Origin of the sequence: Modicisalibacter tunisiensis (assembly GCF_020148005.1) — a bacterium.
GTDB lineage: Bacteria > Pseudomonadota > Gammaproteobacteria > Pseudomonadales > Halomonadaceae > Modicisalibacter > Modicisalibacter tunisiensis.
This window is the reverse complement of sequence record NZ_JAGXFD010000001.1, coordinates 588,546-614,104: the sequence shown is the minus strand read 5'-3', so window position 1 is coordinate 614,104 and position 25,559 is coordinate 588,546. Positions and strand designations below refer to the sequence as shown.

General features: G+C 62.1%; 17 protein-coding genes, 1 tRNA gene and 1 pseudogene. 2 read left to right on the top strand and 17 right to left on the bottom strand.

What is annotated here, in order from left to right; translation table 11 throughout:
• Positions 1 to 26 precede the first annotated feature (26 nt).
• Positions 27 to 1,046: an IS30 family transposase gene (locus tag KGQ91_RS02850; protein WP_224416373.1), complete on the bottom strand. Its 1,020-nt coding sequence runs from the start codon at positions 1,044 to 1,046 to the stop codon at positions 27 to 29.
• Positions 1,047 to 1,169: 123 nt separating this feature from the next.
• On the opposite strand from KGQ91_RS02850, the gene KGQ91_RS02845 reads away from it, so the two are divergent.
• Positions 1,170 to 2,543, top strand: a complete 1,374-nt coding sequence (locus KGQ91_RS02845; protein WP_263478934.1) for an IS1380-like element ISPsp9 family transposase — start codon at positions 1,170 to 1,172, stop codon at positions 2,541 to 2,543.
• Positions 2,544 to 2,583: 40 nt separating this feature from the next.
• Positions 2,584 to 2,772: pseudogene (locus KGQ91_RS02840) on the top strand (transposase); the annotation flags it as partial.
• A gap of 652 nt (positions 2,773 to 3,424) precedes the next feature.
• Here the strand turns inward: KGQ91_RS02840 and brxL are convergent.
• The 16 genes from brxL to KGQ91_RS02760 form a co-directional block, all read right to left on the bottom strand.
• Positions 3,425 to 5,485 carry a BREX system Lon protease-like protein BrxL gene (gene brxL, locus KGQ91_RS02835; protein ID WP_163650710.1) on the bottom strand — a complete coding sequence of 687 codons (2,061 nt, stop codon included), beginning with the start codon at positions 5,483 to 5,485 and terminating at the stop codon, positions 3,425 to 3,427.
• A 28-nt stretch (positions 5,486 to 5,513) separates the two neighbouring features.
• Complete coding sequence (pglZ, locus tag KGQ91_RS02830; protein ID WP_163650709.1) at positions 5,514 to 7,847, bottom strand: BREX-1 system phosphatase PglZ type B; 2,334 nt, start codon at positions 7,845 to 7,847, stop codon at positions 5,514 to 5,516.
• 55 nt (positions 7,848 to 7,902) lie between these two features.
• Positions 7,903 to 9,777 carry an Hsp70 family protein gene (locus tag KGQ91_RS02825; RefSeq protein WP_163650708.1) on the bottom strand — a complete coding sequence of 625 codons (1,875 nt, stop codon included), beginning with the start codon at positions 9,775 to 9,777 and terminating at the stop codon, positions 7,903 to 7,905.
• Position 9,778: 1 nt separating this feature from the next.
• Positions 9,779 to 11,086 carry a hypothetical protein gene (locus KGQ91_RS02820; protein ID WP_163650707.1) on the bottom strand — a complete coding sequence of 436 codons (1,308 nt, stop codon included), beginning with the start codon at positions 11,084 to 11,086 and terminating at the stop codon, positions 9,779 to 9,781.
• On the bottom strand, positions 11,079 to 12,185 hold the full coding sequence (locus tag KGQ91_RS02815; RefSeq protein ID WP_163650706.1) for a hypothetical protein: 1,107 nt from the start codon (positions 12,183 to 12,185) through the stop codon (positions 11,079 to 11,081). Before KGQ91_RS02815 ends, KGQ91_RS02820 begins: the two co-directional genes overlap by 8 nt.
• A 31-nt stretch (positions 12,186 to 12,216) precedes the next feature.
• The gene (locus KGQ91_RS02810; protein ID WP_205596301.1) at positions 12,217 to 13,083 is read right to left on the bottom strand and encodes a hypothetical protein; all 867 of its coding nucleotides are present in this window, start codon (positions 13,081 to 13,083) and stop codon (positions 12,217 to 12,219) included.
• Positions 13,084 to 13,286: 203 nt separating this feature from the next.
• A protein-coding gene (locus KGQ91_RS02805; protein ID WP_224416375.1) for an IS3 family transposase occupies positions 13,287 to 14,437 on the bottom strand; the annotation gives its coding sequence in 2 pieces (ribosomal slippage) (positions 13,287 to 14,200 and positions 14,200 to 14,437; 1,152 coding nt in all).
• An 18-nt stretch (positions 14,438 to 14,455) separates the two neighbouring features.
• A complete protein-coding gene (locus tag KGQ91_RS02800) occupies positions 14,456 to 15,730 on the bottom strand; it encodes a BREX-1 system adenine-specific DNA-methyltransferase PglX (RefSeq protein ID WP_224420195.1) in 1,275 nt (424 codons plus the stop codon).
• A complete protein-coding gene (locus tag KGQ91_RS02795; protein ID WP_224414865.1) occupies positions 15,711 to 16,703 on the bottom strand; it encodes an IS30 family transposase in 993 nt (330 codons plus the stop codon). The genes KGQ91_RS02800 and KGQ91_RS02795 overlap by 20 nt, the downstream gene beginning before the upstream one ends.
• An 84-nt stretch (positions 16,704 to 16,787) precedes the next feature.
• Complete coding sequence (locus KGQ91_RS02790) at positions 16,788 to 18,008, bottom strand: BREX-1 system adenine-specific DNA-methyltransferase PglX (RefSeq protein WP_224420194.1); 1,221 nt, start codon at positions 18,006 to 18,008, stop codon at positions 16,788 to 16,790.
• 96 nt (positions 18,009 to 18,104) lie between these two features.
• On the bottom strand, positions 18,105 to 18,563 hold the full coding sequence (locus tag KGQ91_RS02785) for a hypothetical protein (RefSeq protein WP_163650579.1): 459 nt from the start codon (positions 18,561 to 18,563) through the stop codon (positions 18,105 to 18,107).
• Positions 18,560 to 19,873 carry an AAA family ATPase gene (locus KGQ91_RS02780; protein ID WP_163650580.1) on the bottom strand — a complete coding sequence of 438 codons (1,314 nt, stop codon included), beginning with the start codon at positions 19,871 to 19,873 and terminating at the stop codon, positions 18,560 to 18,562. The genes KGQ91_RS02785 and KGQ91_RS02780 overlap by 4 nt, the downstream gene beginning before the upstream one ends.
• A gap of 14 nt (positions 19,874 to 19,887) precedes the next feature.
• A complete protein-coding gene (gene brxC, locus KGQ91_RS02775; RefSeq protein ID WP_224416377.1) occupies positions 19,888 to 23,322 on the bottom strand; it encodes a BREX system P-loop protein BrxC in 3,435 nt (1,144 codons plus the stop codon).
• 50 nt (positions 23,323 to 23,372) lie between these two features.
• Complete coding sequence (locus tag KGQ91_RS02770; protein ID WP_224416378.1) at positions 23,373 to 23,924, bottom strand: BREX protein BrxB domain-containing protein; 552 nt, start codon at positions 23,922 to 23,924, stop codon at positions 23,373 to 23,375.
• Positions 23,911 to 24,735 carry a hypothetical protein gene (locus tag KGQ91_RS02765; RefSeq protein ID WP_224416379.1) on the bottom strand — a complete coding sequence of 275 codons (825 nt, stop codon included), beginning with the start codon at positions 24,733 to 24,735 and terminating at the stop codon, positions 23,911 to 23,913. Before KGQ91_RS02765 ends, KGQ91_RS02770 begins: the two co-directional genes overlap by 14 nt.
• 693 nt (positions 24,736 to 25,428) lie before the next feature.
• Positions 25,429 to 25,505 (bottom strand) — tRNA-Pro (locus tag KGQ91_RS02760).
• Positions 25,506 to 25,559 lie beyond the last annotated feature (54 nt).

Here is a 25,559-nt window from a genome sequence, read left to right as displayed (position 1 = left end):
GGCGGTCTCAAGTTCCAAGTGCAACGCTATTGAAGGGTGCTCGGACCGGCGACGGATTTCTTGAGCACTTCGGCATAAACTTCCAGCGGCGTTCGCCAGTCCAGTGTCTTGCGCGGCCGGGTGTTCAGTGAGTCAGCGATCTCGTCGAGTTCTTCCTGGCTGTAGACCGACAGATCCGTGCCCTTCGGCAGGTACTGCCGCAACAGCCCGTTGGTATTCTCATTGGAGCCTCGCTGCCATGGGCTATGCGGGTCAGCGAAGTAGATCGCCGTACCGGTCTTCTGCGTGATCTCGGCATGCTTCACCATCTCTCTGCCTTGGTCGTACGTCATGGACAGGCGCAGAGCTCGCGGCACCTCATTGAGCTTGTCGCTGAAGCCAACGGCCGCCGCTGTGGCGGTAGTGCCATCCACTTTCGCCAAGATCACCAGGCGCGTGGTGCGCTCCACCAGCGTACCGATGGCAGAGCGATTGTTGGCGCCCATGATGAGATCGCCTTCCCAGTGGCCAGGCATCAGGCGATCTTCGATCTCAGGCGGCCGCATGTGGATGCTGACCAGCTCGGGAATCTGCTGGCGTCGATCCTTGCCACGGCTGCGCGGCCGGCGCTTGCCATTGCCCTGGCGAAGACAGGCGATGAGCTCTTTTTTGAGGCTGCCGCGGGGCATCACATAGAGCGCGTTGTAGATGGCCTCATGTGAGACCCGTCGATGTGAATCGTTGGGAGACATGCGCTTCAGTGTGCGGGCTATCTGTTCCGGTGACCAGTACTTGCGCAGCAGGTAGACCACCACCTCGAAGAGCTCCCCGTCGGGGTGCAGCTTGGGACGCTGACGTGGCTGTTGTCGCGTCAGACGAGCTCGATAGCCCGCCAGGCCGGCATCGTAGCCCTTGATGGGATCAACCGTGTGGCGAGCGATTTCTCGCGACACGGTGCTCGGTGCACGGCCCAGGTGAGTGGCGATGGCCCGGATCGAATGAGTGGCTCGCATCATCATGATGGCGGCTCGGTCTTCAGCAGAGAGGTGGCGATAGCAGTGATTCATAGCAACACCGTACCTGATCCCGGCTTATTCATGAGGTCGGTCTGAAAACGAAGATAGCGGATGGTATTCTCTTGAAAATTCAGTGTGTTCCGCCAAGAACCTGAACCAAGAGAGCCATCCGCTATGGGTGAAAGCCTATCCACCTGGACGCCCTCGTGCAACGGCGCTGTCCGTGTTGAGCTGAGCGGCCAGCGCACCACCAGCGACAGCGGCGCTCTGCTGTTGCGTGAGGCCCTCGACAACAGCGGCGTGATCGAGGCGCTGGAAGACAATCTGGTCGATCGACGCCACCCGCTGCGCATCCGTCATTCGCTGGCCAGCCAGTTGCGTACCCTGGTGCTGCAGCGTGCGATGGGCTGGATCGATCTCAGCGATACCGACACGCTGCGCCGTGACCCGCTTTGGCAGTTGGCCTGCAGCGATGCGCGCGGCATGACGCCCCTGGTCCAGGACCGGCCGTCTCAAGCCACGCTGTCGCGGCTGCTGAGCTGCCTCGGTCGTAACGACAATATCGATGCCGTGCACGAAGGCCTGTTGCGGCTGGTGGTCTGGCGCCTGACCTCGCTGCAGAACGGTGAACGTCCCAAACAGCTGACGCTGGACATCGACGGCCTGCCGATCGAGGTGCATGGCCACCAGGGCGGGTCGGCCTATCATGGCCTTTACGGGGCCCGCATCTACTCGCCGCTGGTCGCCTCGCTGGCCGAGACCGGTGACATGGTGGGCGGCCTGCTGCGCGAGGGCAACGCCGGCCCGGCCGAGAACGCCGACACCTGGATCCCGCATCTGGTGCGGCGACTCAACGAGAGCACCGGGGCTCAGGTTCGCGTGCGCATCGACGCCGGTTTCACCGACAACGCGACGCTGGCGGCCCTGGAAGAGTGTGACATCGAGTACCTGGGCCGGCTGCGCAGTCACACCGGTCTGCAGAAGCTGGCGGCACCGCACCTGAAGCGGCCACCCGGCCGGCCACCCGAGCAGCCTCGCGAGTGGTGCCATGACCTGGAGTATCAAGCGGGCTCTTGGTCGGCACCGCGTCGCGTGGTGCTGGTGGTGCAGGAACGCCCCGATGACCTGCTGCTGCATGCCTTCTTCCTGGTCACCAACCTCGGCAAGTTCGACTGGCCGCCGGAGAAGGTCCTGGCGCTCTACCGCAAGCGCGGCAGCGCCGAGGCGCACATGGGCGAGGTGAAGTCGGCGCTCGACGTGCACCTCTCGTCGACCGATCGCGGCGCCTCCACCGTTCAGGACGTGATGGCACGCAACGAGGTGAGCCTGCTGCTCAGCCTCTACGCCTACCAGGTCCTGCATGGCCTGCGCTGCCTGCTGGAGCGGCAGACCCGGCAAGGCTGGAGCCTCAGCCGGATGCGCGAGCAGGTGCTGAAGGTCGCCGCCACGCTGAGGCTGCACGCTCGGCGAATCACCGTTCATCTGGGTGCCGCCGCCGACAAGTGGTGGCCGACGCTGCTGAAGGGTGAATCGCCCCGGGTTTCGTAGACACCTCCAGACCTTATACTGAAGGCACCAAGGAGGTCCCATGAGCCGCCAGCGATATACCGAAGAATTCAAGATCGAAGCCGTCAAGCAGGTGACGGAGCGCGGTCATCCCGTCACGGAGGTGGCCGCCCGGCTGGGGGTATCCGGCTACAGTCTCTATCAGTGGATGAAGCGCTACGCCAAGCCGGCGGAGCAGCGTCAGCAGGACGCGGACCTCCAGGCGGCGATCACGGCTGCTTGGACGGTCGCAATTGATTCCAAAGAGCTATAAGAAAGCGGGAAAATTTCAGCGTTTTGGCATTACTCAACGGCCATTCGCACTGAAGAAGCCGATCCTGATAAGCGATGCCACCAGTCAGTACCTTCAGACCGCTCAATCAGCACCCTCGTGAATGAGGCGGGCTGATGGGTCACGTGTTGCACTTGGTCATTGAGACCGCCCTTCTTCAGCGAGACAGGTTTCTCTGGTTGCCATTCCCGTGCGTCAGACCGTCCCGCCAGACATGCTGTTAGAAACCCCGGCTCCCGCCGGCTCACGCATAGCCTCCCTCGGCAATGTGGGAAAGATAGGTTCGGACATCATCGGCCCGGCCTCGGCGGACCAGCTCCTCCGCCGTCAGGTCACCCAGCGGCGCGAGCGGGTAGGTGCGATACCAGAGCCAGGCGCCACTGAGCGATCCCGCCCACGGCTTGATATGCTGGAGGATCTCCACGACCTGGCGCAACCGCTGCTGTGTCGAGGCCGCGCGGAGGCGGTCGCTACGGCTGAGGGCGCTGCGATTCAGAAGGTCAACTCCAGATTAACGAAATGGAGAGTCCGGCCAATTGTCTCCCAAATTATCCGAAATACCGACTGTGGGTATTTTGCAGATTCAACCTGCTTACTCTCCCAGCGCCTTCAGCAGCGCATCCCGGGCGTCCAGGTAGAACTGGATGTCCACCTTGGTGGCCATCTCGTCGGAGAGGTCGAACAGCAGCTTGCGGCAGGTGACTGGCATCAGGATCGCCGTGGCGCCTTTCTCCACGGCAATTTCCACCATGGTGACCGGGTTGTGAATCGGCTCGATGGAGCCGCCGAGGTTGATCTCACCCACCACGATCAGGCCGCCACGCAGGCTGCGCTTGAGTAAGGATGAGCTCATGGCGATCAGCGCGGCGACCCCCAACTTGGTGCCAGACTTAGCGGCATCGAAGGCGCGCAGCTGAATGGTGAACTCGTGCTGACGCGGATCCTTGTCGCCGACTAGCTGCCCGGCGCGCGTGTAGAGGTTCTGCTCGGCGTAGCCGATGCTCTCACGGAAGGCCGGGGGCACCGGCTTGTTGAGGATCTTCACCCCCGAGCCGGGGCCTTCGTTGACCTCGATGCGGAACAGACCCGGGTGCTCCTCCTGGCCGTTGCTGGCCTGGCCGCCAGGGCTGATGGTCCAGACCTGGCCGGGCTCTAGGGGATCGTTACCAATACTGTTGTCGCTCTGCAGCTCCGGAGTCGCGACGAACTTCTCCACGCCGTCTTCGCCCATGGTGTAGCTGAAGTGAGTGTTGCGGAACTCCGCGGCACCGATGCGCTTCTGCTGCTCCTTGACCCGCCGGCGCGCCTCCATGCCGATATGAACCGCCCACTCCAAATCGTCGTCGCTGGGCGTGAGGTCATCGCCGGGGTAGAGCAGCTTCAGCAGGCCGCTGGCGGTCTTGTTGACGGCGTTGGTGTCGCGACCGGAGAGGGCGCCGCCGAAGAAGACGCGCCCCTGCCACTGTGAAACGCGGCTCTGGCTGCGCAGCTGGCTCCAGCACTCCGAGAGAAAATCGCTGACTAGGCCGAAGTGATCGGTGAGCAGCTCCTTGCTGACCTTGGGCACGTCCCACCCGGGCAGGAAGGCGTGGATGCGATCCATGAAGGCGGTATCGTGGCGCATCTCCTCGGGCAGAGGGCCGAACAGGTGGCCGATGCGCTGCTGGTATTCCACGTCCACATCGAAGTTGCCCACCAGCACGATGGAGCCGTCGGCGCGGATGCTCTCCTTGCCGCGGGAGAACTCGCCGCTCTCCATATACCCCTTCATGATGTTGACGCCGTCCTTGTTGTCGAACGAGATGCCGGAGACCTCGTCGAAGCAGACCACGTCGTATTGGCACACCAGGCCGCGCTGGCCGTTGGCGTTGTTGACGAACATCTTGGCCACGGTGGCCTTGCCGCCGGAGATCAGGTGGGCGTAGGGCGAGACTTGCTGGAACAGGTGGCTTTTGCCGGTGCCGCGGGGGCCGAGCTCGACGACGTTATAGTTGCGCTCCACGAAGGGCACCATGCGCAGCAGCATGGCGTCCTTCTGGCGTTCGGTAAGGCCCGCCGGCTCGATGCCGGTGGAGCGCAGCAGGAAGGCTTTCCACTCCTCGGTGGTGAAGTGCTGTCGAGCCTGGGCCAGCTCGTCGAGCACGTCGCGCTTGGAGAGTTGGATCTCGCGCAGGGCGCGGATGCCGAAGGGGCGCCCGCCCTGTTCCTGGGCGATGCTGGCGTCGTATTCCAGGGTCAGCTCGGCGTAGAAGCCGCCGGTGAGCATGCGCTCGTGCTCGCTGACTAGATCATCCGGGATCCGCACGTCGTTCAGGCGCAGGCTGGGCAGGCTGGCCATGTAGGTGTCGTTCTTGGTATCCAGACGCGCCTGGATCAGGTCGATGATCTTGATCTCGCCCTTCTCGCGGGCGCGGGCCTTGAACAGCTCCTCCTCACCGGCCTTGATGGTGCGCGACTTGAGCTGCCGCTGCACCACCTCCAGACCCTCCTCGATCTCCTCTGGATCGGTGCTGGCACAGTAGCGCCCAAGCAGGAACTCCACCACGTAGGTGGGTACCGGGAACTGGCGGGCGAAGGTGCGCACCAGATCCTTGCGCACCAGGTAGCCATCCAGCAGCTCAGCCGCCTTGCGATCCAGATCATCGAGTTCCATGACGTCTCCCTGTGTCAGTCATTAAGGGCTATGCACTGCCGCCGATGGTGGCGGAGCGCTGAGCGATCACCTGGCCCTTGTCATCCAGCACCACGGCGTAGGCGGTATCGCCTTCTAGGTCGTCATCTTCGACCACCACCGAGGCCTTGCCGCCGGCCTTGAACGGCTTGGGCGAGAGCACCAGGCTGCTGGTCGGGTCGCCGGCATGGCGACGCACATCCAGGGTCAGCCCCTCGCTGTCGCTTTCCACCACCAGGGTACAGCGCAGTCCCTTCCACACCAGGCCATCGATCAGCACCGAGGGCTTGGGGCCGGCGCTGCCGGTGACCACCAGCTCCGGCGTCAGACACTCCTGCAGGCTGAGACCGCCATGGGTGTAGGTCTCACCCGCCTTGAAGCAGTGAATGCTCTCCGCCAGGGCGAAGTGTACCTGTTCGTTCCAGTACCAGGGGAAGCGTGCTGCGTCTGTATGGGCTCCCGGCTTGAGCGCGGCACAGCGCCCCCACTTGGTCTCCACTAGGCTGGCCGGCAGCTCGGTCTTGGGTAGCTCTCCTGGCAAAAGCAGCCAGCCGTGATCGGTCACCACGCGGACCTGCGACCAGCCCTGGGCCAACAGCGCTTGGATGCGCTCTGCAACCTCGGCAAGCATGTCATCCACATGCTGGGCCAGCTTCCAGCCGCGCTCATGACCAGCGTGATCGATATCGCCGAACTCGCACCAGGCCGGCTTGGAGGTATCCAGGGTCTCCTTGTGCAGTTGTTCCACCTGGCGGCGCTCCAGCACCTGCCAGCCATTCTCGCGCAGCAGCTTCTGGAACAGATGTCGGGTGATGGGCGTGAACTGGTAGCCGTCAGGCTCCTCGTGGATGCCATCGCTGCCGAGGATCGGCGCCACCGCGTACTTGCCGGTGCCGGTCACGCTGGGCAGCGCCGCCCAGGTACTGTGCTCGGTGACATCCAGCCCCTGGGCGACAAGGCGCTGAGTCAGGCGCTTGCCACAGTCCAGGCGCAGGCCATCCACGAACAGCACGCACTCGCCTAGCTGAGTATGGGGGGATGCCTCGCCGCGCTTCAGGCCATCGACACCCGGTTGCCACACCTTCTGGAGGTGGCGGGCCGCCTCGTCGGCCCAGCGCAGATACACCGTACGGGCCGCGGTAAAGACTGCCTCCTGCTCGCGCTGGCCGGTGATCTCCTCCAGCGCCCTGAGCAGGGCATCATCGGCCTTCCAGCCTTCGCTGAGATACGCCTGGCGCATATCCTCGGCGTGCCCACCCGCCAGGCTGCGTCGCGTCACCCTGGCCAGCTCGGCAAGCGGTGCCAGGGCCATGGTCAGCGGGCTTTCGCCCAGCTCCGCCCACACCCAATCGCGGCGCACACCATGTTCGCTCTCCAGTGTTTCCAGTCGTTCGCGGGCTTCATGGGCCGGCAGGCTGCCGAGTGCGCACAGGTCGTGATAGAGCCGCTCCTCCTCCTGACGGTTAAGCTGCGGCCATACAGCCATGTCGTCAGGCTCGGGAAACAGGCCGAGATCCGGTGGCGTAAGCTGAGCCAGGTGTTCGATGAGCTCCGGATAGCGGTTCGGGGCCTCCGTAAATCGCGCCCAGACCGTTTTCCAGTTGCCCTGGCGCTGGGTGAAGCGCTCCAGGGCATCCAGCACGCTCTGTTTCTCAGGGTTTATGCCGTAGCGGGAGTTACATACCTGACAGAAGGCCTGCCACTCATGGTCAGGCCGGCTAGCTTTCATTGCTTCGGGCTGGTTGAGCCAGTCCAGCAGGTCGCGCACCGGGTCGCCGCCGGTGAGCAGGGTATTGAAGGCCTCGGCGTCGAGGTGACGGTCTTGCAAGTCCGCGAGCGGCTCTCGGAGCAATCGAGGCAGGGCGGCCAGCAGTGCCTGGCGTGTGGCAGCGTCACCGGCCACGGCCAGGCCCAGCCCACCCTGCTGTGAGGAGAGGAACGCCCGCGGCGTCCAGTCCTTGGCGTTGACCTGGGACCAGAGCGTGCCGCGGTACTGCAGCTCTGCCAGGGGCTTCAGGGCTTCCGGGCACTCGCTGACGGCACGTAGATCCTGGCGTCCTACGCTGGGCAGGTAAAGGATAGGAGGTGTCTCATCGTCCAGCTTGATGCCTTCCACGGTGCCGGCGATGGCACAGCGTAGCCAGATCGCCGGGCCGCGGCGCTGCTCGGGGGCGTAGTCGCCCAGCACCAGAAGCTCCGGCAGCTCGGCCTGGATCTGCGTGATCACCGGCTCCCATAGCCGCTCGCGGTCCGGCCACAAGATGCAGGTAGGAGCCGCCTGTACATCTGGGTTGTAGGCGGCGGCGCTGCGGATGGCTCTAACGAGCTGTTCCATGATAGCCATGAGATGGCGTATCTCCTCACTGCAAATGGCTTTAAGCGCAATAGCTTACCGGAAATCAGCGGCTCACCCGGAAGCTGCCAAGGCCTTTTCCGCGCTGTTCGGATAGACACCGGCATTTCGGATCCCCAGCGCGCCTCCCGCAGTAACTGCAGGGCGCGTAGGAGGCCCTTTCATCCCGTTGCAGGTCGGTAAGTTCATTGGCTCGATGGAAGTGCCCGCCTGGCCGGCCCATCTCCTTCTGCATCAATGCCTCGCCGGGTACCAGTGAGATGTCCTCCTGCCTAGCTACATTGGGTCGCAGCAGGATACCGCCTACCGGCTGATCGCTCTGACTGCTGCGACCCTCAGGCTTTTTTGATGCTCCCTCGGCGCCACCGGTCTGTTCTTGGGGTCCATTCATCGAACGGCCTGTGATGCCCTGCATGATGTCCAGGCCGAATTCCAGCTCGTGAATGGGCCGGTAGTCGCTGTCACCCTTGATGGCCGACTTCGCCGTGGCGTGTAGGATCAGGTTATCGTCTACCTCCAGGTCGAGCATGATCCGCTCGAAGAGCTTGGCCATCGTAGGCTCAACCTTGACGTTTAGTGACGCCAGGGGCTGGCGAGAGTCGTTTGGCTGCACCTGGCGCCCATGGCGGGTGGGGGCGAGCAGGCTGACCTTGCCGACGCCGTCTCGCGGATCGGTGCAATAGAGCGTCAACCTCTCAGCCTCGCTGACATCCCCGGCAGTCGGCATCTCGTAGCCTGCACCAATGACCGGGAAGTAGGCGTTACGTGCCACATGGACCTCGATGTTCTTGGCCAGGCGCAGGCGGGCACGGTCATGGGCGATCCATGCGGCTCCCTCCGAGATGATGGAGAAGCCACGATCGGAGATCTCCACCCGCGTGGCACCAAACATCTCATAGAGGCCGGACTTGACCGCCGGCATGTTGACGATGCCGCCGGTAGCCAGGCAGAGCGAGATATCCGAGGTGGTCAGGTCGGCAGCCTCGATCAGGGTCTTAGCGCGCCTAATTCCCTGACGGACCTTCTGGCCGATAATCTCCTCAAGCTCGCTACGAGTCAGCAGAACATCGATATTTGGATCTCGATGCTCATTACGGAAATAGTCATGAATGAATATTGGTTCTTGCTCACGAGTCGAGAGTTTGATCTTAGCCTCTTCGGCACGAGCCAGCAGTCGAAGCCTGGCATCCGAGTTGACGTCTGCCTCCTCGGCGCCGAGCCCTGCCGCTTCGACGGCGCGCTTCTCGACCTCACGGCGAATCGCCTCATCCATCACATCGCCACCCAGGTCGTCAGTACCATCATTACGAACTTGCACGAGCATGCCGTTCTGCACCTGGCACAAGGTCAGGTCGAGGGTGCCGCCGCCCCAGTCGACTACCAGTAGGTATTGCCCTTCCAGGCGGCGAATCTCGCTTTCCGGGTCTTCCTTGGTGCGCAGGTAGCCGTAGAGTGCTGCCATGGGCTCATGGACGAACTGCTCGATAACCAGGCCGGCCTGATGGAAGGCCTCGCGAAGCTCGCGGCGCTGCCTGCCGTCCATATCGACGGGAATCGTGACGACGGCCCGGCCGATACCCTGGCCATGCTGGTAGCGCGGGTCTTTCTCGGTGCTCGACACCACGTGCTTGACGACATCCGCCACCATATCGCGGGGACGCCGCGGGATGCCGTCGACGTGAACATATTCCCGGTTCAGGAGCATCTTGGGTGAGCGCACCACGTTGCCGATCACGCCAATCTCGTGGGTCATGAGGCGCTTCTTGGCCTCGCTGCCGCAGATAACACTATCGCCCTCGTAGCAAACTACCGAGGGATAGGGTTCATTGTCTGTTCCTTGGCCCAATACGATTGCTTTACCGCCGACTACTTGGGTAATCAGGCTGTTGGTGGTGCCGAAGTCGAAGCCGAAGACTTCCATATCACTCTCCTTCTGTTCTATGTAGAACCTTCTTAATATTGTCGAGAGCATCTTCAACGTAGTGGGAAACGATGTGCAGCTTGGGAGGGTCAAGCCTAAGTGCAATCAGCGCTTCCTCCAGGCGTGGTACCTCGTTCTTCAGCGCCTTGGTGACCTGGGCGCGCAGTCGGTGCTTGTCATCTTCCAGATGTACGCTGGTGGTCTGCGCGCTCTCCTTCTCTTGGTGTAGCGCCTGCTCAAGCTCTTCGACCCTGGCCATCAGGGCGTCATGCTCGTGACGTAGGCTTGTATGTTCCTGGTGTATCTGGTCACGCTCGGCGGTGAGGCGCTTGACGTCTCTCTCCAGTCGTTCCAGGTCGCTGGCCTGGCGGATCTTGGTATTCTCGATCTGGCGCGACAGCCAGCCCAGCGGGGAGAAGTCGGCACTCGCCTGGGTATAGGCCGACTTCAGTAGCGCCTCCCTGGCCTGGGTAGGGTAGTGTGTGCTAGTGGTGAAAACGCCCTCTGCTCTCAGGAAGCGCAGGATCTCTTCTTCTCCGGCCCACCCCTGGTTGGCCTGCCAGATCAGGCTCAGGAACAGCAGGTTGCGTAGCTTGGTCAGACGCTCCTTCTTCTCCTTGGCCGGCACCTTCTTATTGCCTTCCACCTGCTGCACTCGGCTGACATAGCGCCTGAAGAGCTCCTTGGCGGGCTTGCGGTCCTCGTCGCTGAGCGGGAGCCAGTCATCCACAGGTTCCATGGCGAGATCGAAAGTTTCCCGGCCAGCGTCGATGGCGAACTTCAGCAGCAGATCCCTGATGGTGTGGTTGCTGTAGATCTCAAAAGCGGCGAAGGCCAGGTTGACGGTACGGGCAAGCGCGGCGTCTTCACGCTGGGCGAGGTCGAGAAGCTCCGAACGCTGGGCGGCTGAGAGCGTGCGCTCCTCCAGCTTTCTCAGCGCCGGCTCGGTGATCCTCTTCGGTGTACCCGAGGAGGCATAGAAACGCTTGATAATATCGGAGACGCATGTAATGTTCTTGCTGCTCTTCGACTGAGTGGAAGTATCCGACTTCTTATCCAGTTCCTGGGTGGACCTGGTACCTGACTCGCTACTCCTCTCAGAGTCGCTAGCGTGACTTTGCCCTCCTTGCCGAATATCTTGATGTGCCCGAGACACCGCTGGGTTCTCAGCAGGTGTCGGAGCCTTAGTATCTGACCGCTTATTGGTGTTAAGGGCTTTGCCAGCTTGGGCCTCGCCTTGTGAAGCGGCACCTGTGGTTTTGTTGAAGATCGGGACGAATTTTTTATCGTCCCTTGGGGAGTCACTCATGCTCTACGTCCTCGATGATACGGGTGGCCAGGGCCTCGAATAGAGGGCTGTGGCGCAGCTTTTTGGCCCAGCCGGCTGCCTGCTCATGATCGCCGGCCTCCCAGCAGGTATTCATGGCCAGTGCCTGGATCTTGACCCGATCATGGTCGGTGGTCAGGCGCTTGCTGACCAGGTGCGCCAATTGAGGCAGTCGCTCCCACTGTTCTGTCAACGGCAGGCTGCAGAAGCGCATGATTTCGGCAGTGAGGGTGTCCACCGGCAGGTTGTGTCCGGAAGCGGCCCTGATCTTAGGGGGTGGGCAGTGTTTGCCGCAGCGTAGGCCGTTCAACATCCGGCAGGCAATCGCGACCTGACCACCGGGGGCGAGTATTTCAGCTTCGCTGAAGGCGTTGTGGTTGAAGTTGACCAGCGCCTTTATCAGGTTGGCCAGCGGGCGGTTGAGGAAGCGGAGTGCCTCGCGGGCGGCGTGGAACTTGGTCGTGTAGTCATCTCGGTTCAGACTCGTGCCGCCACGCTGATCCTTGGCCAGCACGCCGTAGAGGAAGTCGCTGACGCCTTCCAGGTAGTACCTGGCACCGTCCTCCTCTTTGGCTACGGTGATGAACTGGGCGATACGGTCACTTTCCAACGGCTGGTTGACGATCAGGTTGTTGAAGGCCCGCTCCACCGTGGCTAGTTGCGCCTCCTTGGGGATATCGAATTCGATATGGTAGTTCACCGAGTAGTCGGCGCTGGTCAGGGTAACCTCGTGAAAACCCGAGGTGATCTTGCTGAGTTGGCGGCATGCCTGCCGACTGGCCACCTCCTGGTGGTCGATCTCGATCCGCTCTGCCTGCTGGACCACCCAGTCCGCTGGAGGGAACGGACTGGCCACCACTTCGCCCCGCTCCTTGACCATGCGACTGCCCACCAGCAACTGTGGGCGCTTGAAAGGGTGCTGGTCAAAGACGTGCTGTCGCCGTGCCTCGCGGTCCGCGAAGACCTCGCCGCACTTGTCACATTGGAAGGTGACGGGGCGGTTGGGCATCGTAGGAATCTCGGGGATCAGCACGCTGCCCCCGGCGTTGCCGGGGTCCACAGCATCGGTGATCTTGGCCATCGTTAGTCTCCCTGCGCGTTACTGCACATTTTTATGGTTTTCTCGCTGCCTTCTTCGCCGCCAGCGTGAGGTGGTAGTCGTTGATCCGGTCGCCCTTGGCACCGCCCAGCTGGGGGCCGAGCTGGTACCAGGGAGCGGATTCGACGTCCTTGCCCCGATCCTTCTTCCAGTGGATGTTGGGCTTGTGGACGAGCACGCCGGCCCCCTTCTTCTTGACGTCGGGGACGGACAGGAAGGGGCGGATGTTGAGGCGGACGCCGTCGTTGAGGTCGGGGTGCCAGCCGATGGGCTGCTCTTCCAGGGGCTTCCAGCGTACGAAGATATCGTAGGGCTCTTCGCCTTCGAGAATCAGCTCCAGGCTCTTCTGCAGCGCCTCGGCGGCGGCGAGGCGGGCTTCGGCGCCGTCGATACCCTCGCTGATCTGCTTCTTCTGCTGGGTGATCCAGTCGCCCAGGTAGGTGTAGGTGAGGGTTTCCAGGGCCTTGAAGTCGAGCTTGTGGTAGTTCACCAGCGCCGAGAAGCCGTCCTTGAGGCCGTCCCAGATGTGCCAGATGAAGGGGCGGTTCTGGAACAGCTTGCAGTGCTGAGCGAAGAACTTGTCGCGCAGCCAGCTCTCCAGGTCCTTGCCGGCGTGATCGACGCTCTCCAGCAGCTTGCCGCGGGTGGTGGCGGACCACTGGTCGCCGTAGGCGTCGGCCAGCAGCGCCTCCAGGCGATCCACGGCGCGCCGCTCGCCGCGCACAGCAGGCAGGCAGACGATGCCGTCGCGATCTGCATGGCCGAGTAGCGCCTCGCAGCGCTTGACCCACTCGCGCTGCTCCTCGGCCAGCTCCATCTCCGGGTCCCGCTCCGCCGGCCAGCGGTAGCCCAACAGCCGGGCCATGGCGACCTGCAGCACGGTATCGTCGGTGCGCAGCGGGCCATGGGCGGTCCATTTGGCTTCCTCGTCCCAGGTTACCGAGCCGCAGGGGTGGCCGTGGAAGATCCATTGTGTGGGATCATCAGAGTAGGGCTTAGGGAGGCCATGAGGGTATTTTTCAGCAGCAGCTTTTTCCCATTTATCGATATCAAAAGGAATATTTATGAATCGCCCCAGGTATTCTAGACACCCGTCAGGCTCTGGGTATAACGCCGTTCGTACTCGACGGGTGACAAGTTATCGCTCGTGCTGTGACGGCGCCTTGGGTTGTAGAACATCTCGATATAGTCGAACACATCGCTCCTGGCGGCTTCCCGAGTCGAATAGATCCGGCGCTTGATGCGTTCTCGCTTGAGCAGCTGGAAGAAGCTTTCGGCAACGGCGTTGTCATGGCAGTTTCCTCGACGGCTCATGCTGCCCTCCAGGTGATTGGCCTTCAGAAAGCTCTGCCAGTCCGCACTGCTGAACTGGCTGCCCTGGTCCGAATGCACCATGACAACCCCTTGGGGCTTCCGTCGCCAGACGGCTGCCAGCAAGGCATCCAGGGCCAGATCGGTGGTCATGCGTGGTTTCATCGACCAACCCACGACCTGACGCGAGAACAAGTCGATGACCACCGACAGGTAGAGCCAGCCTTCGTGGGTGCGGATGTAGGTGATGTCGGTGACCCAGGCGACATTGGGTGCTGTCACGTCGAATCGGCGATCCAGACGATTGGGCGTCACCACGGCCGGCTTGCCGCCATAGCCGCCAGGGCGTGGCCGATAACCGGTTTGGGAGCGCAACCCTTCCCGGCGCATCAGCCTGGCTACGCGATGCTTGCCGCAGGTTTCGCCGGCCTCTCTTAGATCCTGGTGAATCTTGCGATAGCCGTAAACGCCGCCGCTCTCGAGCCAGGCATGCTTGATCAACCCCAGCAGACGCTGGTCGTCTTGCGCTCGTTCAGACAGGGCATTACGGCGCCAGGCATAGTAGCCGCTGGGGTGCACTGCCATGATGCGGCACAGGCGCCGCACCGGATATTGGTCCGCATGGTCATGGATAAACGCGTACCTCAGTCGGACTCTCTGGCGAAGTACGCGGTGGCCTTTTTTAATATATCCCGCTCTTCTGATACACGCTTCAGCTCGGCCTTCAAGCGCCGGTTCTCCGCCTGGAGGTCCGCGCCCTGCTGACGCTGCTCCGCCGGCTTGGCGTAGCGCTTCATCCACTGATAGAGGCTGTAGCCGGATACCCCCAGCCGGGCGGCCACCTCCGTGACGGGATGACCGCGCTCCGTCACCTGCTTGACGGCTTCGATCTTGAATTCTTCGGTATATCGCTGGCGGCTCATGGGACCTCCTTGGTGCCTTCAGTATAAGGTCTGGAGGTGTCTACGAAACCCGGGGCGATTCATTATCATATATTTGGTTTGAACCAAGATGCTCTGGTTTATTTTTCTAACCTCATGATTGTACTCAGGGCTTCTGCAGAACTCCCAAAGCGCGGGCATTATGCTAGGATCGGCTGGGATAATTGCACAGCAGTTTTCGTCGTATATCCTCTCAGAGTATATACTTGCTTTTAGTTCGCGCATTTTGCTTATGCTTATGCCTGGCTTCCCCCAGTTGGGTTTGCCTCTCTGCCAGTTTTGGGCAGCATGATTAAGGTGCTTAACGCTTTGTACTAAATCGTAGAGCTCACCCGCTCCTTTTTGCCAAAGAACAGCATTCGTAAGCCCTGTGAAATGACAAGTTTGAATCGAGCTTGTCTGAGAAAGCTCCCATTCCCCCCCAAATCGAAAAACCTCCCAATGTTTCTTAGTAAATCGGTTTAGCTCCCCAGTGGAAATTCCGGATAGAGCGCTGCAATACTTAGAAAGTAATGGAATGTCACCTTGGTTTTCAAAGGTTACTGCTGCGCCGGGATTTGAGAATTGCGTTTTTTGTTCGATCTTTTTTATTTCGAGATTTTTTAGTCCTCTCGCTTTATATTCGGCTCCTGATATCGTGGAACAGTCAATGAACTTTATTATATTGCTTCCTGAAGATTCATTATTTGTAAAAGTGTAGAGTGCTACGAATGCTCCTGCAGCAGATGCGCTATCAAAACCTCCCTCTCCAAGTCGTGCAGTGAGGTTCCATTTCCATTTTCTCAATAAGCCAATTCTATGGTTTTGATAACGCTTTAGATAAAGCCAGTTTTGAGGCATTACTACTTGAGCAACACCGTTGTCTCTTAAAAGATCATGCATCCGCTCAAGGAAAACATTTGCCAAGTCGTGGCGAGCGTCGTAGAAGCTGTTTTTGCAGAAACTGGATAATATAGGCGATTGTTTTCCTTGCGACAAATAAGGGACGTTGGTTGGTAAGAAATGGTATTGATTGAATAAGATGGAAGCAGCTTTAGCAATACCTTTTGCAATAACCCTTACTTCTGTGGTCTCGGTTTCTTCTTCTGCGAGAGCTCTTGATAAGAGCGGTTCAATATCTTTCCATTTTATTTCAAACAACGATTCACTACTCAAGCTTTTTTCAGGCTGGATCAGACTACCTAGAACAGGAGCCTCTTTAAATTGTGAATAGAGATCGTCTAGTGCTATACGTAAATTAGTATTATCCCTGAATTCAATCAATAAGCGCAGCACCTGCGGTATCCAGGGCTCCTGAGTATTCTCCCAGGAACACCTGTGCCGGTGTCAGATAGCCGAGCCGTTTTCGTGGACGGTCATTCAGTTTTCTGACCACCCTGCGCAGCTCGGCATCGGTGACCTGACGGAAGTCCGTTCCCTTGGGGAAGTACTGCCGTATCAGGCCATTCGTGTTCTCATTGGTCCCCCGCTGACCGGAGCAGTAGGCATCACAGAAGTACGTCGCTGCTGTCACTGCCTTGGCCACGGCTTCGTGGTCGGCGAATTCCGAGCCATTGTCCAGCGTGATGGTCTGGACAGCGCCCCGGCGAGGCTTCAGCAGGCGGATCATGGCGGCTTTCGTCAGCTTCGCTGAAATTTTCGGCAGCCGCGCCGCCAGCAGATAGCCGCTGCGGCGCTCAACCAGCGTGACTAAGCCCGATTGTTTGTGGCCCTGGATCACGGTGTCGCCCTCCCAGTGGCCGATGAAGCGCCGGTCATTGACCGCCGTTGGACGGTGTTCGATTCCCACGCGGTTGGGGATCTTGCCGAGCCCTGCGCTCTTGGCCTGGGCACGGTGCTTGCTGCGACGCTTGGGCTGACGGAGGTATTGCCAGAGATCACCACCACGGGCCTTGTCATCCCAGATCAAGGAGTAGATCCATTGGTGACTCACGCCTATGCCGACCAAGGGCGCCATGAAGCCGCTGATCTGCTCCGGGCTCCACTCCTCACGCAGCCGGTCGGCAACGGCGGTGATCATGCTGGGCAAGCGCTTCGTCCACTTCCAGGCGGTGCGCCGCCGGTGATCACTACGGGCCTGGGCCTGTTCGGGGTCGTAGCCGCTGGCAGTGGCGTTGCGGCGCAGCTCACGGCTGATTGTGCTGCTGTGGATGCTCAGTTCCCTGCCGATCTGGCGCTGGCTGATGCCCAAGTCATAGCGGGCGTGGATCTGGTATCGTTGGGTCTGGGTCAGCTGTCGGTATCCCATGCTCTGCTTCACTTTGGTCGGTAAAGCAGGGAGGGTACCGGCGCTGGCCCTCCTCCCTCCACCGTGCGGTCCAAAGTGCTGCGGTTATTCTATGAATCCAGGATCCTCAGCTAGTGCTAGCCATTCGCTTTTTTTCGCATTTATTGGAAGGCCGGAGCAAGCTAGGTGCAGCTCCGGCAACTTGCGATAGCCACCAGTGCCGGGGTACCGCCAAGCGGTGAGGGCCAGGGCGAAAGCAGCCAGCTCCACGCAGCGCTGGTCGATCTCCAGGCCGTGCAGATTGTCGCGCAGCACCGCATCCACGGCGTCGCTGGCGTTCAAGCCCTCCAGCTCCATGCGCATAGGCACCAGCATCAGCAGGGCGGCGACCAGGAAGTGGCCGCTGCCGCAGCAGGGGTCCAGGGTCTTGAGTTCGGCAAGGCTTTCCGGCCAGGCATCGAAGGTGCCGGCGGCAGGCGTCCATTGGCCGGTCTCCTCGTCCTTGACGAAGCGCAGGTACTCCAGCGGCACGCCGGGCAGGCTGGCCTTGTCACGCAGCGCCTGCTCGCTCTCGGCGCTGGCCAGATCGGCTTCCGACAGGCGACGAGCGGCCCACCAGGCGCCCAGGCTGTTATCCAGTAGGAAGCTGACCATGTAGGGCTCGGTGAACAGCTGGGTGACGGCGGGCAGCTCGTCGGCGCCGATTTTCACCTCGGAGCGGTTGATGCGCTCCTTGTTGTCGGTCTGCCAGAACTGGTACACCCAGCCCAGGCTGTCGCTGGCGTGGAAGACCTGCACCGGCAGGCCGGCCAGCAGTTCTTCCAGTTCGCGCTGATACTCGGCGGCCAGGGTGAGCTCGAACACCGGGCTGTCGACGCGGAACACCTGGGGCAGCATGGTGCTGGCCAGCCGAGCGGCCAGGGCCCAGCCGCTGGTGCGCTCGCCTTGTTCAGCTTCCTCTTCCGCCAGCTCCTCGCACTCCTCCAGAGTGACGGCTACGCCGTCGTACATCAACAGCTCGTTCTCGGCCAGGAAGCGGGCGAACAGCATGCGGTGCCAGTGCTCGTAGGCGATCTCGCCGATCAGCCGGGTGACCGCCTGGGCGCCCTCCTTGAGGGGGTCGCCCAGGCTGCGGGCATGGGCGCGAAGCCGGCGGCGCAGGGCGCGCTGGTTGTCACTCAGGTAGCTGGGCGGGGTCTCCTCGCCGACGCCGAGCTGCTCCAGGGCAGCCTCGGCGGCCTGTTCGGCGACAGGTCGCGCCTTGCGCACGGTGCGGTCGAGTTGGTTGCGGAGTGTCTTGTCGAGTGGCTGCATGCTGCTATCCATGTTGCTTCCTTCCACGGTATCCCTGCGAATGCGTGTTCTATTGCATGTGAGCATTGCTGTGCGCATTGATCGGCGGTTAATGCTCAGCCGTGTGCATTACGGCGCCGGTCGGTCGTAGCCGGCAAGATGCTGATCCAACGACCAGATCGTGACGCGGCGCTGCGGGTTCTGCTCACAGAGCCGTTGCCAGTCGTGGATGATGGAGAGATCACCCAGTCCACTGCCCCGGCCGGCGTGGTCGGGAAACTCCGCCAGCCAGGCCTGCAGCTGCTCGGCTTCCAGGAAGTTGATGGGCTTGAAGGGGCTCTCTCCTTTCAATGCCACTCCGACCTGCTGCACGAAGCGTTGGGCACAGGCCCGGCGCTCACGGCCGTCGCCGTGCTGGCCGATATGGTTGCCGGTTTCCAGTATCGTCGCCATGGGCAGAAACAGGGACTCCTGGCGGGTGAGCCGGTCTTCCAGCTCCGCGACGACCTCAACGTATTGACTGTCCATCCCGGGGACCCTGAGGATCTCCACGAATACTGAGGTATCAACGAGACAGATGGCGCTCATCCCTGAGACTCCGTGTCCTGCTTGAGCTCCTCCAGCCAGGCCAGGGCCGCGTCGCGGCGCTGTTCCGGCGAGGTGTCGTCCTTGAGGAAGCGCTCCAGCACCTTGCGAGTCATCAGCTGGCCCAGCGGCCCCTGGGCCACCAGCTCGCTATAGCGCTCCATGTCGCCCAGCCTTACCAGTCGGCTGTCGCCCTGATGCGGGTCTCGGTAGCAGCACAGCACATGAGCCAGGGCCGCATCGGGCAAGGCATCCAGCAGGGCCGGGTTGTGGGAGGTCATCAGCACGCGCAGCTGCCGTTGGCTGGCCACATCGCGAATCTGCTTGACCAGCACATCGGCCCGGCTGGGATGCACGCCGTTGTCGACCTCCTCGATGATCAGCAGCGCACCCTCGGGCGCCGAGAGCAGTGCCGCGCCCACGGCCAGCACCCGCAGGGTCCCGTCGGAGAGGAGCGGAGCATCCATGAAGCGCTGCTGTTCGCCGAAGGTCTCTTCCAGGCTGACCATGACGTCCTGGCGGGGCGTCTCGATAAACTGGATATCGGTGATGTCCTGTTCCGGAAGCGAGCGGATAAAATCGAGCAGTGCCTGCTTACTGCTCGGGATCTGACAAAGTTGGTAGAGCACCGCGGAGAGATTGCTGCCATCCTCCTTGAGGTGCTTGTCGCCGGCGTACTCGTAGTCGCGCATCTGCGCCGGGCGCGGGTCGAGGAAGACGATATTCCGCAGCGTCTCGCGCAGCGCGCGGGTCACCTCGGGAATCAGCTCCTGGGCCTCGGTGTGGGATTGCTGAAAGCGGCCGGGCGTCTCCAGCTGATAGAACACTGCCTGACGGTTGGAACAGGGTATATGCGGCTTGGTGCGCCCACGCCGAAAGTTGTTATAGGCGATGCTGATCTCATCGCTGTGCTCGTTGGGCTCGCTGTCCACCCGGTAGAGGGGCACCTTCTGGTCAGGATGGGTGATCTGCTCGCCCGCCACCACCAGCTGGTCGCTGAGCTGGTCGATGGTGATGGAGAAGTCGCCCCAACCCTCGGGTGCATCGGCCAGGTGCGCCTCCAGCGTGAAGGGCTCGCCGTCCATTCGGAACAGATCACGGGCCTGACCACGCACCACGGTATCGCCGCCCTGGATATCGCGCTCGATATCGTCCAGGCGTTTCCCCTTGGCCAGCCAGTTGAGCAATCGAATGCCCTCCAGGGCGTTGCTCTTGCCCGAGGCGTTGGGGCCGATCAGGAAGGTCAGCGGTGCCAGGTCCAGCCTGGCCTGCCGGTAGCTCTTGAAATTGGTCAGCTGAATGGAGGTCAGCATGGCATGGCCCTCGGTTACTGGGTGATCACCGGCCCGTCCTGCAGGGCCTCGAGCAGCTCACGACGAACGTCCTCCAGCCAGGCATCGATATCGGCCTCACTCTTGAGGGTGCGGCGCGGCAGGTTGACGAACTGCACCTCGGGCTCCATCTCCTCGGCTGCCTTGACCAGCACCTCATCAAAGCGACTGGATAGCGCGGCGATGCGGTCGGCCAGGGCGTCGGGACGCACATGGTTCAGGGTTTCCAGGACCTGGTCGGTGCCGCCGAGGGTGATCTCGGGGGCGTCGTGAGCCGTCAGGCGCTTGGCGGCGAGCAGGTCGTGGCGTTGGTCCGGCGAGAGCTGCTGCCAGTTGTCATCCGCCTCCAGGCGCTGCATTCCGGCGGCATGCTCGTCCGCATAGCGCTGCTGCAGGTCGTTGAAGGTGTCACGGAACTGCTGGGTGAGGTTGGCCAGCAGGGGCTGGACGGGATCCGGGTCGTCCAGCAGCGAGCGGTGCTCGCGGATCTGGCTGACCTGGGCCAGCAACGGCTCGGCGTCGGGCAGGCTCCTGGCGTGGTCGGCCAGGCGCTTGAGTGTGCCCCAGGCGGGTCGGCGCTGCTGGATCTTCTCGGCGGTGGCCTTCCACTCATCGATGGCGGTAAGCAGCTCGCCCTGGTTGCTGACGATGGCCTTGAGCTGGTCGTTACCGCTGCTGGTACGCACGGCTTCCAGGGCATCCAGACGGGGAGCCTCCGGAGCCGGCGGTTCGCCACCTGCCTGTTCGGCCAGGGTTCGGAGCTTGTCGGCGAAATCCGGCGCCTTGGCGGACTCCTCGCCAGACTTGGCCTGCACGCCGAGCTTCTGCATCACCTTGCGGATCTTGATGCGCTCCCCCGCGGAGATGGTCGTGGCCTCCACGCGGAACTCGGTCTTGCCGATGGCGCGACGGTCCAACTCCTGGGGAGAGGTGCCATCGGTGGTGCGGATCTGTCCGGCGACCAGTAGCACCTGCACGGCGCCATCGATGGCGTCCTGGGACCAGCCGTAATCACCGTGCTCGAAATGGTCGCGTATCTCGCTACCCTTCTTGCCGCCGCCGAGGAAACTCAGAACAGCCTTGCATACCGGATGACTCTGGGGCTCGCCATCGTAGCCCACGGCCTTGAGGGCATCGGGAGCGCCCTGCTTGGCCTTGGAATAGACCTTCTCCCAACCGGCGTGGTCGGCCTGATGGAACTTGGGATGCAGGCGGGCCAGGGCGTTCTCGGCGCCTTCCTGAATGGCCTCACGCAGGGTGGCACCGACGATCTCGTTACCGCCGCCTTGGAATACCTGGGCGCCGTTGAAGGCCTCGTCGAGCAGTTCGCGAATGCGCCGCTGGGCGGCATCGCGGGTAGTCTGCATGGCGGCTCGCGCCTCTTCCCCTTCAGGGGTGCCGGGCGTACCGCGGGTCTCCAGGGTCGCGCTGGCGGCCTTGAACTCGATCAGCTGGTTGCGTAGCTCGTCAGCGGAGCGCTTGGGGATGAACACGAACAGGGTGGGGGATTCCGACCCCGCCTGGCGGGCATCGGCACGCACCTGGCTGATGTCATCCGACCAGCCGTTGCGCACCCAGACATAGAGCCTCTCGGCGGCATCCTTGGGCAGCGTCATGTCGAAGACCGGCGAGAGCGGGCGCGGCACCTTGGACTCGCCGTGGTTCACCGTGAGGTTACCGACCTGCTTGGCGAAGTGCTGGCGGATCAGGTCGTCGCGCTCGGTCTCGATCTGGTGGGTGGCGTTGCCCAGGGTGCTCTTGTGGGCGAGGAAGGCGTCGTTCCAGGCGGCGCTCTCCTCGGTCTGGATCCGATACTCGTCGCCCACCTTGATGATGAACTCGCACTCATCGAGAAGATCCGGCAGGCGACTGCGCAGCGAGCTGCTGCCGGCCTTGAGGTCATCGACCAGCAGGTCGGCGATGTTGGCCAGGGTAGGATGCAGGCCGAGCTCGGTGTTGGTGCTGGCGACCTTGTTGATCAGGAACACCACGGCACAGGCTCGCGCCATCAGCTGCTCGTCTTCACTGCCGTTACGCCACTGCTGGGTGGCGTCGTGGAGCTTGCGCGGCAGTGCACGGAACTGCAACAGCTTGTCGGTGGCGTCAAAGTAGAGGTAGTCGCCGGGGATGATGTTGCCCAGCGGGGCGTCCAGGTTGGTCTGGATCGCCTTGTGGATCATGCTGAGCTGGTTGCGCAGCTGGCTGTCGGTACCGGTCTGGTCGAGCACACGCAGGGCGGCGTCCCAGAAGCGACGACGCACCGGCAGGATGGGGTAGTCCTGAGCGAAGTGGCGGGTATCCTCCTGGCGGTGAGCAATGGAAGTCTCGGCCAGGTGGCGGGAGATCTCGCCGAGATTGCCCTCCATCACCTCGGCGACCGGCGCCTTGGCCTCGGGCTTCTTGGCCAGCACCACCTGGCGGATAACGGCGTCGACGTCGGCATCAGAGAGCTCGATGCGAGTGGTGAAACGGCCCTGCAGGCGTGCCAGGTTGCTGGTGCCGGTAATGGCGGTCTGGCCGGTGCCGATGAACATCAGGCGGCTGCCGATCTCCTTGCAGCAGGCTTCCACCGCTTCCTGCACGTCGATGGAACGCTGCCCGTCGGTGCCGATGTACTGCTGCACCTCATCCAGTACCACCAGGGTGAGCGGCATCTTGCCGTCCTGGCTCAGCGCCTGGCGGATGGCCTTGAGCATCTCGTCGCTGCTGATGTCGTTGACGTGAGGGTAGAGGTGGCTGAGGGTCTCGGCGCAGGACTCCACGCTGCTAAATATCCTCGGCTTGGCCTGGACCAGGGCCTCGTGCAGTGACTCGGCGACGTAGAAGTTATCGAGCTCCTCCTGCCAGTCGTCACCGCGGCTGACGACGTCGTCGCGTACCTGCTCAAGGATGCCCTCGTCACGCAGCCACATCACGAAGCGGGCGACAGGGTACTGCTGCGGCAAGCCGGCCGCGCGGAAGATCACCGAGAGCAATGCCAGGCGCACGCTCTTGTCGCGTGAACTCGCTCCCAAAGTGCCGGAGGCGGCGAACAGGCCACCATGGCGTTTGCCCTGGGTGGAGAGTTCCTTGAACAGGTCCTGGATCTCCTGGGGCAGGTGGACGAGGCCGCGGGCGGTGGCACCATCGTCGAGGGTGACGTCTTCCCACAGGTTGCGCAGCATCTTAGCCATGTGGGATTTGCCCGAACCGAAGAAGCCGCTGATCCACACGCCGGGCTGCTGGGAGGCACCGCCGCTCAGATTGCGCAGGTAGGTATCCAGAATATCCTGCATGCCTCTGGCGTACTGGCCGTCGCAGACGAAGGTCTCCAGCTCGTAGCGCAGTACCTTCTGGGCCCGGTCGCTTCTGTCGTCGTTGACGTAGGCGACGCCCTCGTTGACCAGGCGCTGCTGGGATGGGTCCTTGGCGTAGATATCGCGGTTGCGCATGCGTCCTTTCCCCTGCGGTAGCGAAGTATGAATTCTTGCGTGGTGCTGGTTCAGCGGGCCCCATCGGCGGTGATGGGCGTGGCCAGGTAGTTCCAGCCGTCATAGCCGTCCAGCAGCCGGTAGTTGTTGTTCTCGAAGCTGCCCGGGAACAGCACGGCCAAGCGACCGCTGACGCGGGGGGCCAGGCGGTCCACCACCTCCTTGACCTTCAGCAGGCCAAACAGGCTGCCGACGCCATACAAGGTGACGACGTGGTTGTCGCCAACACCCTGGGCGGATAGCTCCGCGGTGAAGCGGGCCTCCAGCCAGTCCAGATAGCGATGGATCACCGTAGCCAGCTTGGCCGGAGACCTGAAGTACCCTTTGGCATATTTCTGCTCAGCCATCCACAGGGCGAAGGTATCGGTCAGGTCGAACGCCAACCACTCATGGTCGTTCTGGCGTGTCACCAGCTCGAATTCCCCCAGGTTGGCACGCAGGCGAAGTTCCTCGGTTTCCGGGTAGACGCAGAAGACGACACGTTGGGCCGCCGCGGCGTCGTCGCGCCAGGGCAGGGCGATAAAGCGGCCGTAGGAGTCGATCAGGCGCTTAACCTTGCTCATGGAGGTTCTCCTGCTGAGAGGCAGCCGTGGGTTCGGTGGGCGTCAGGGCCTGGGTGACCACCGGAACCAGGGCAGGGAAGTCGATATCGATCACGTTGTCGACCCGGCGCATCACTATCCAGCCCTTGGCCGAAGCCTGTGCCGCCAACTCCAGCAGGCGGTCTTGGCTGGCGTCGAGCAGCTTGCACCAGGGGCTCTGCAGCAGCAGTTCGCCTCGGCCGCCCTGCAACCATGCAAGATAAAGGGCGTAGGCGACAGTGCCTGTCGTAGGCTCCAGGCGGGCGCGTACCTTCTTTATACGGCCAAGCAGGTAGCCGACCTGCACCAGGCTGCTGTTGATGTTCTGGGCGACGGATTTCCGTGTCGCCGGACTGAAGCGGCCCGGCCAACGCTGCTCGATGGCTTCCTCGACCGATTCGCGGGTTATCGATGTACCCAGCGGATTGGCGAGAATGGCGGGGGCGAGGTCTCTGAGCAGGGAGTCACGGGCTGCTGCCGCCAGCAGAGCGAGCTGAGGGCGTGCGGCCTCATCCCGTGACCAGAAGTAGCGCAGGCCGGCGTGAATCGGGTTGGCAGAGTCGAGGCCATAGAGGTAGGCCAGATGGCTGGCCGTCAGCTGACGGGTGCGGCCGGAGCGCTTGGAGAGGCAGTTGGCATCGCGGATGGCGTCCAGGTACTCCTCCTTGCCGGCCTCTTCGGCGACATGGTCGAACAGGGTGCTGAGCTCGCTGAGCATGAGGGTGCGAGCCGTGTGAGTGCTGCCCTGCTGGGTCATGAATCCCAGGCGCTTGAGTGTCGCTTGATCACGCATCGGACTTGCTGCCCTCGCTGGTATTGCCGTTGCGGGCCCTGGGGCTCACCTCGCGGCTATTTCTGCCGAAGGAGGTACCGACTTCGTGGGCATGAAGCCACTTCTCCTTCATATGCAGTGCTCCGATGAGTCAGGTGAGGGTAATTGGAACCTTGCTCGTGCGATTGTAACGGAATAAAGCTGTCTGTAGATGTGCTGGCAGAGCCTGAAGTCTCACGAAAAACTGCCCCAGCAACAAGGGGAAAGGATTTCTCCGTGATCTTCGGGAGAAGACGATCAGGCTGCCGCCCGGCTACAAGGTGCCCAGTTTATCAGGGGCTTAGATGAGCGAGCGGCGGCCAAAGGGCGTGGCCAACCTGCTGTGCCTGCGGGCATGCAGCTGGAGCACCCCAAGTGGAAGCGTGCCCTTAACCGCCATAGCGCTCCTTGGCGTGTAGGCTGGGACGATGGTGAACGGTGGGTCCATCACGCCGCCAAGGAAAGAGGGTGCGTCATTCGAGCGGAGGGCGGACGGTGCCCAGGTGCAGTGCCTGCTGCTTGAGCACTGTCGTGAGGCTACAGAATCGTGCCGTATAGGGTGATCTGGTCAGAAGACAGGCTTCGCCGCTTGCTACCTATTTGCTACCTGAATGCTCGGCAACGAAAAACGGCCACCGCTCCGATGAGCTAAGTGGCCGTTTTTGCTCGTATTCTTGGTCGGAGTAGCAGGATTCGAACCTACGACCTCTGCCTCCCGAAGGCAGCGCTCTACCAAGCTGAGCTATACTCCGTGTCGCTGGGCGTGTGCCTCAACGGGGCTGCATTATACGCATCGCGGCGCACTT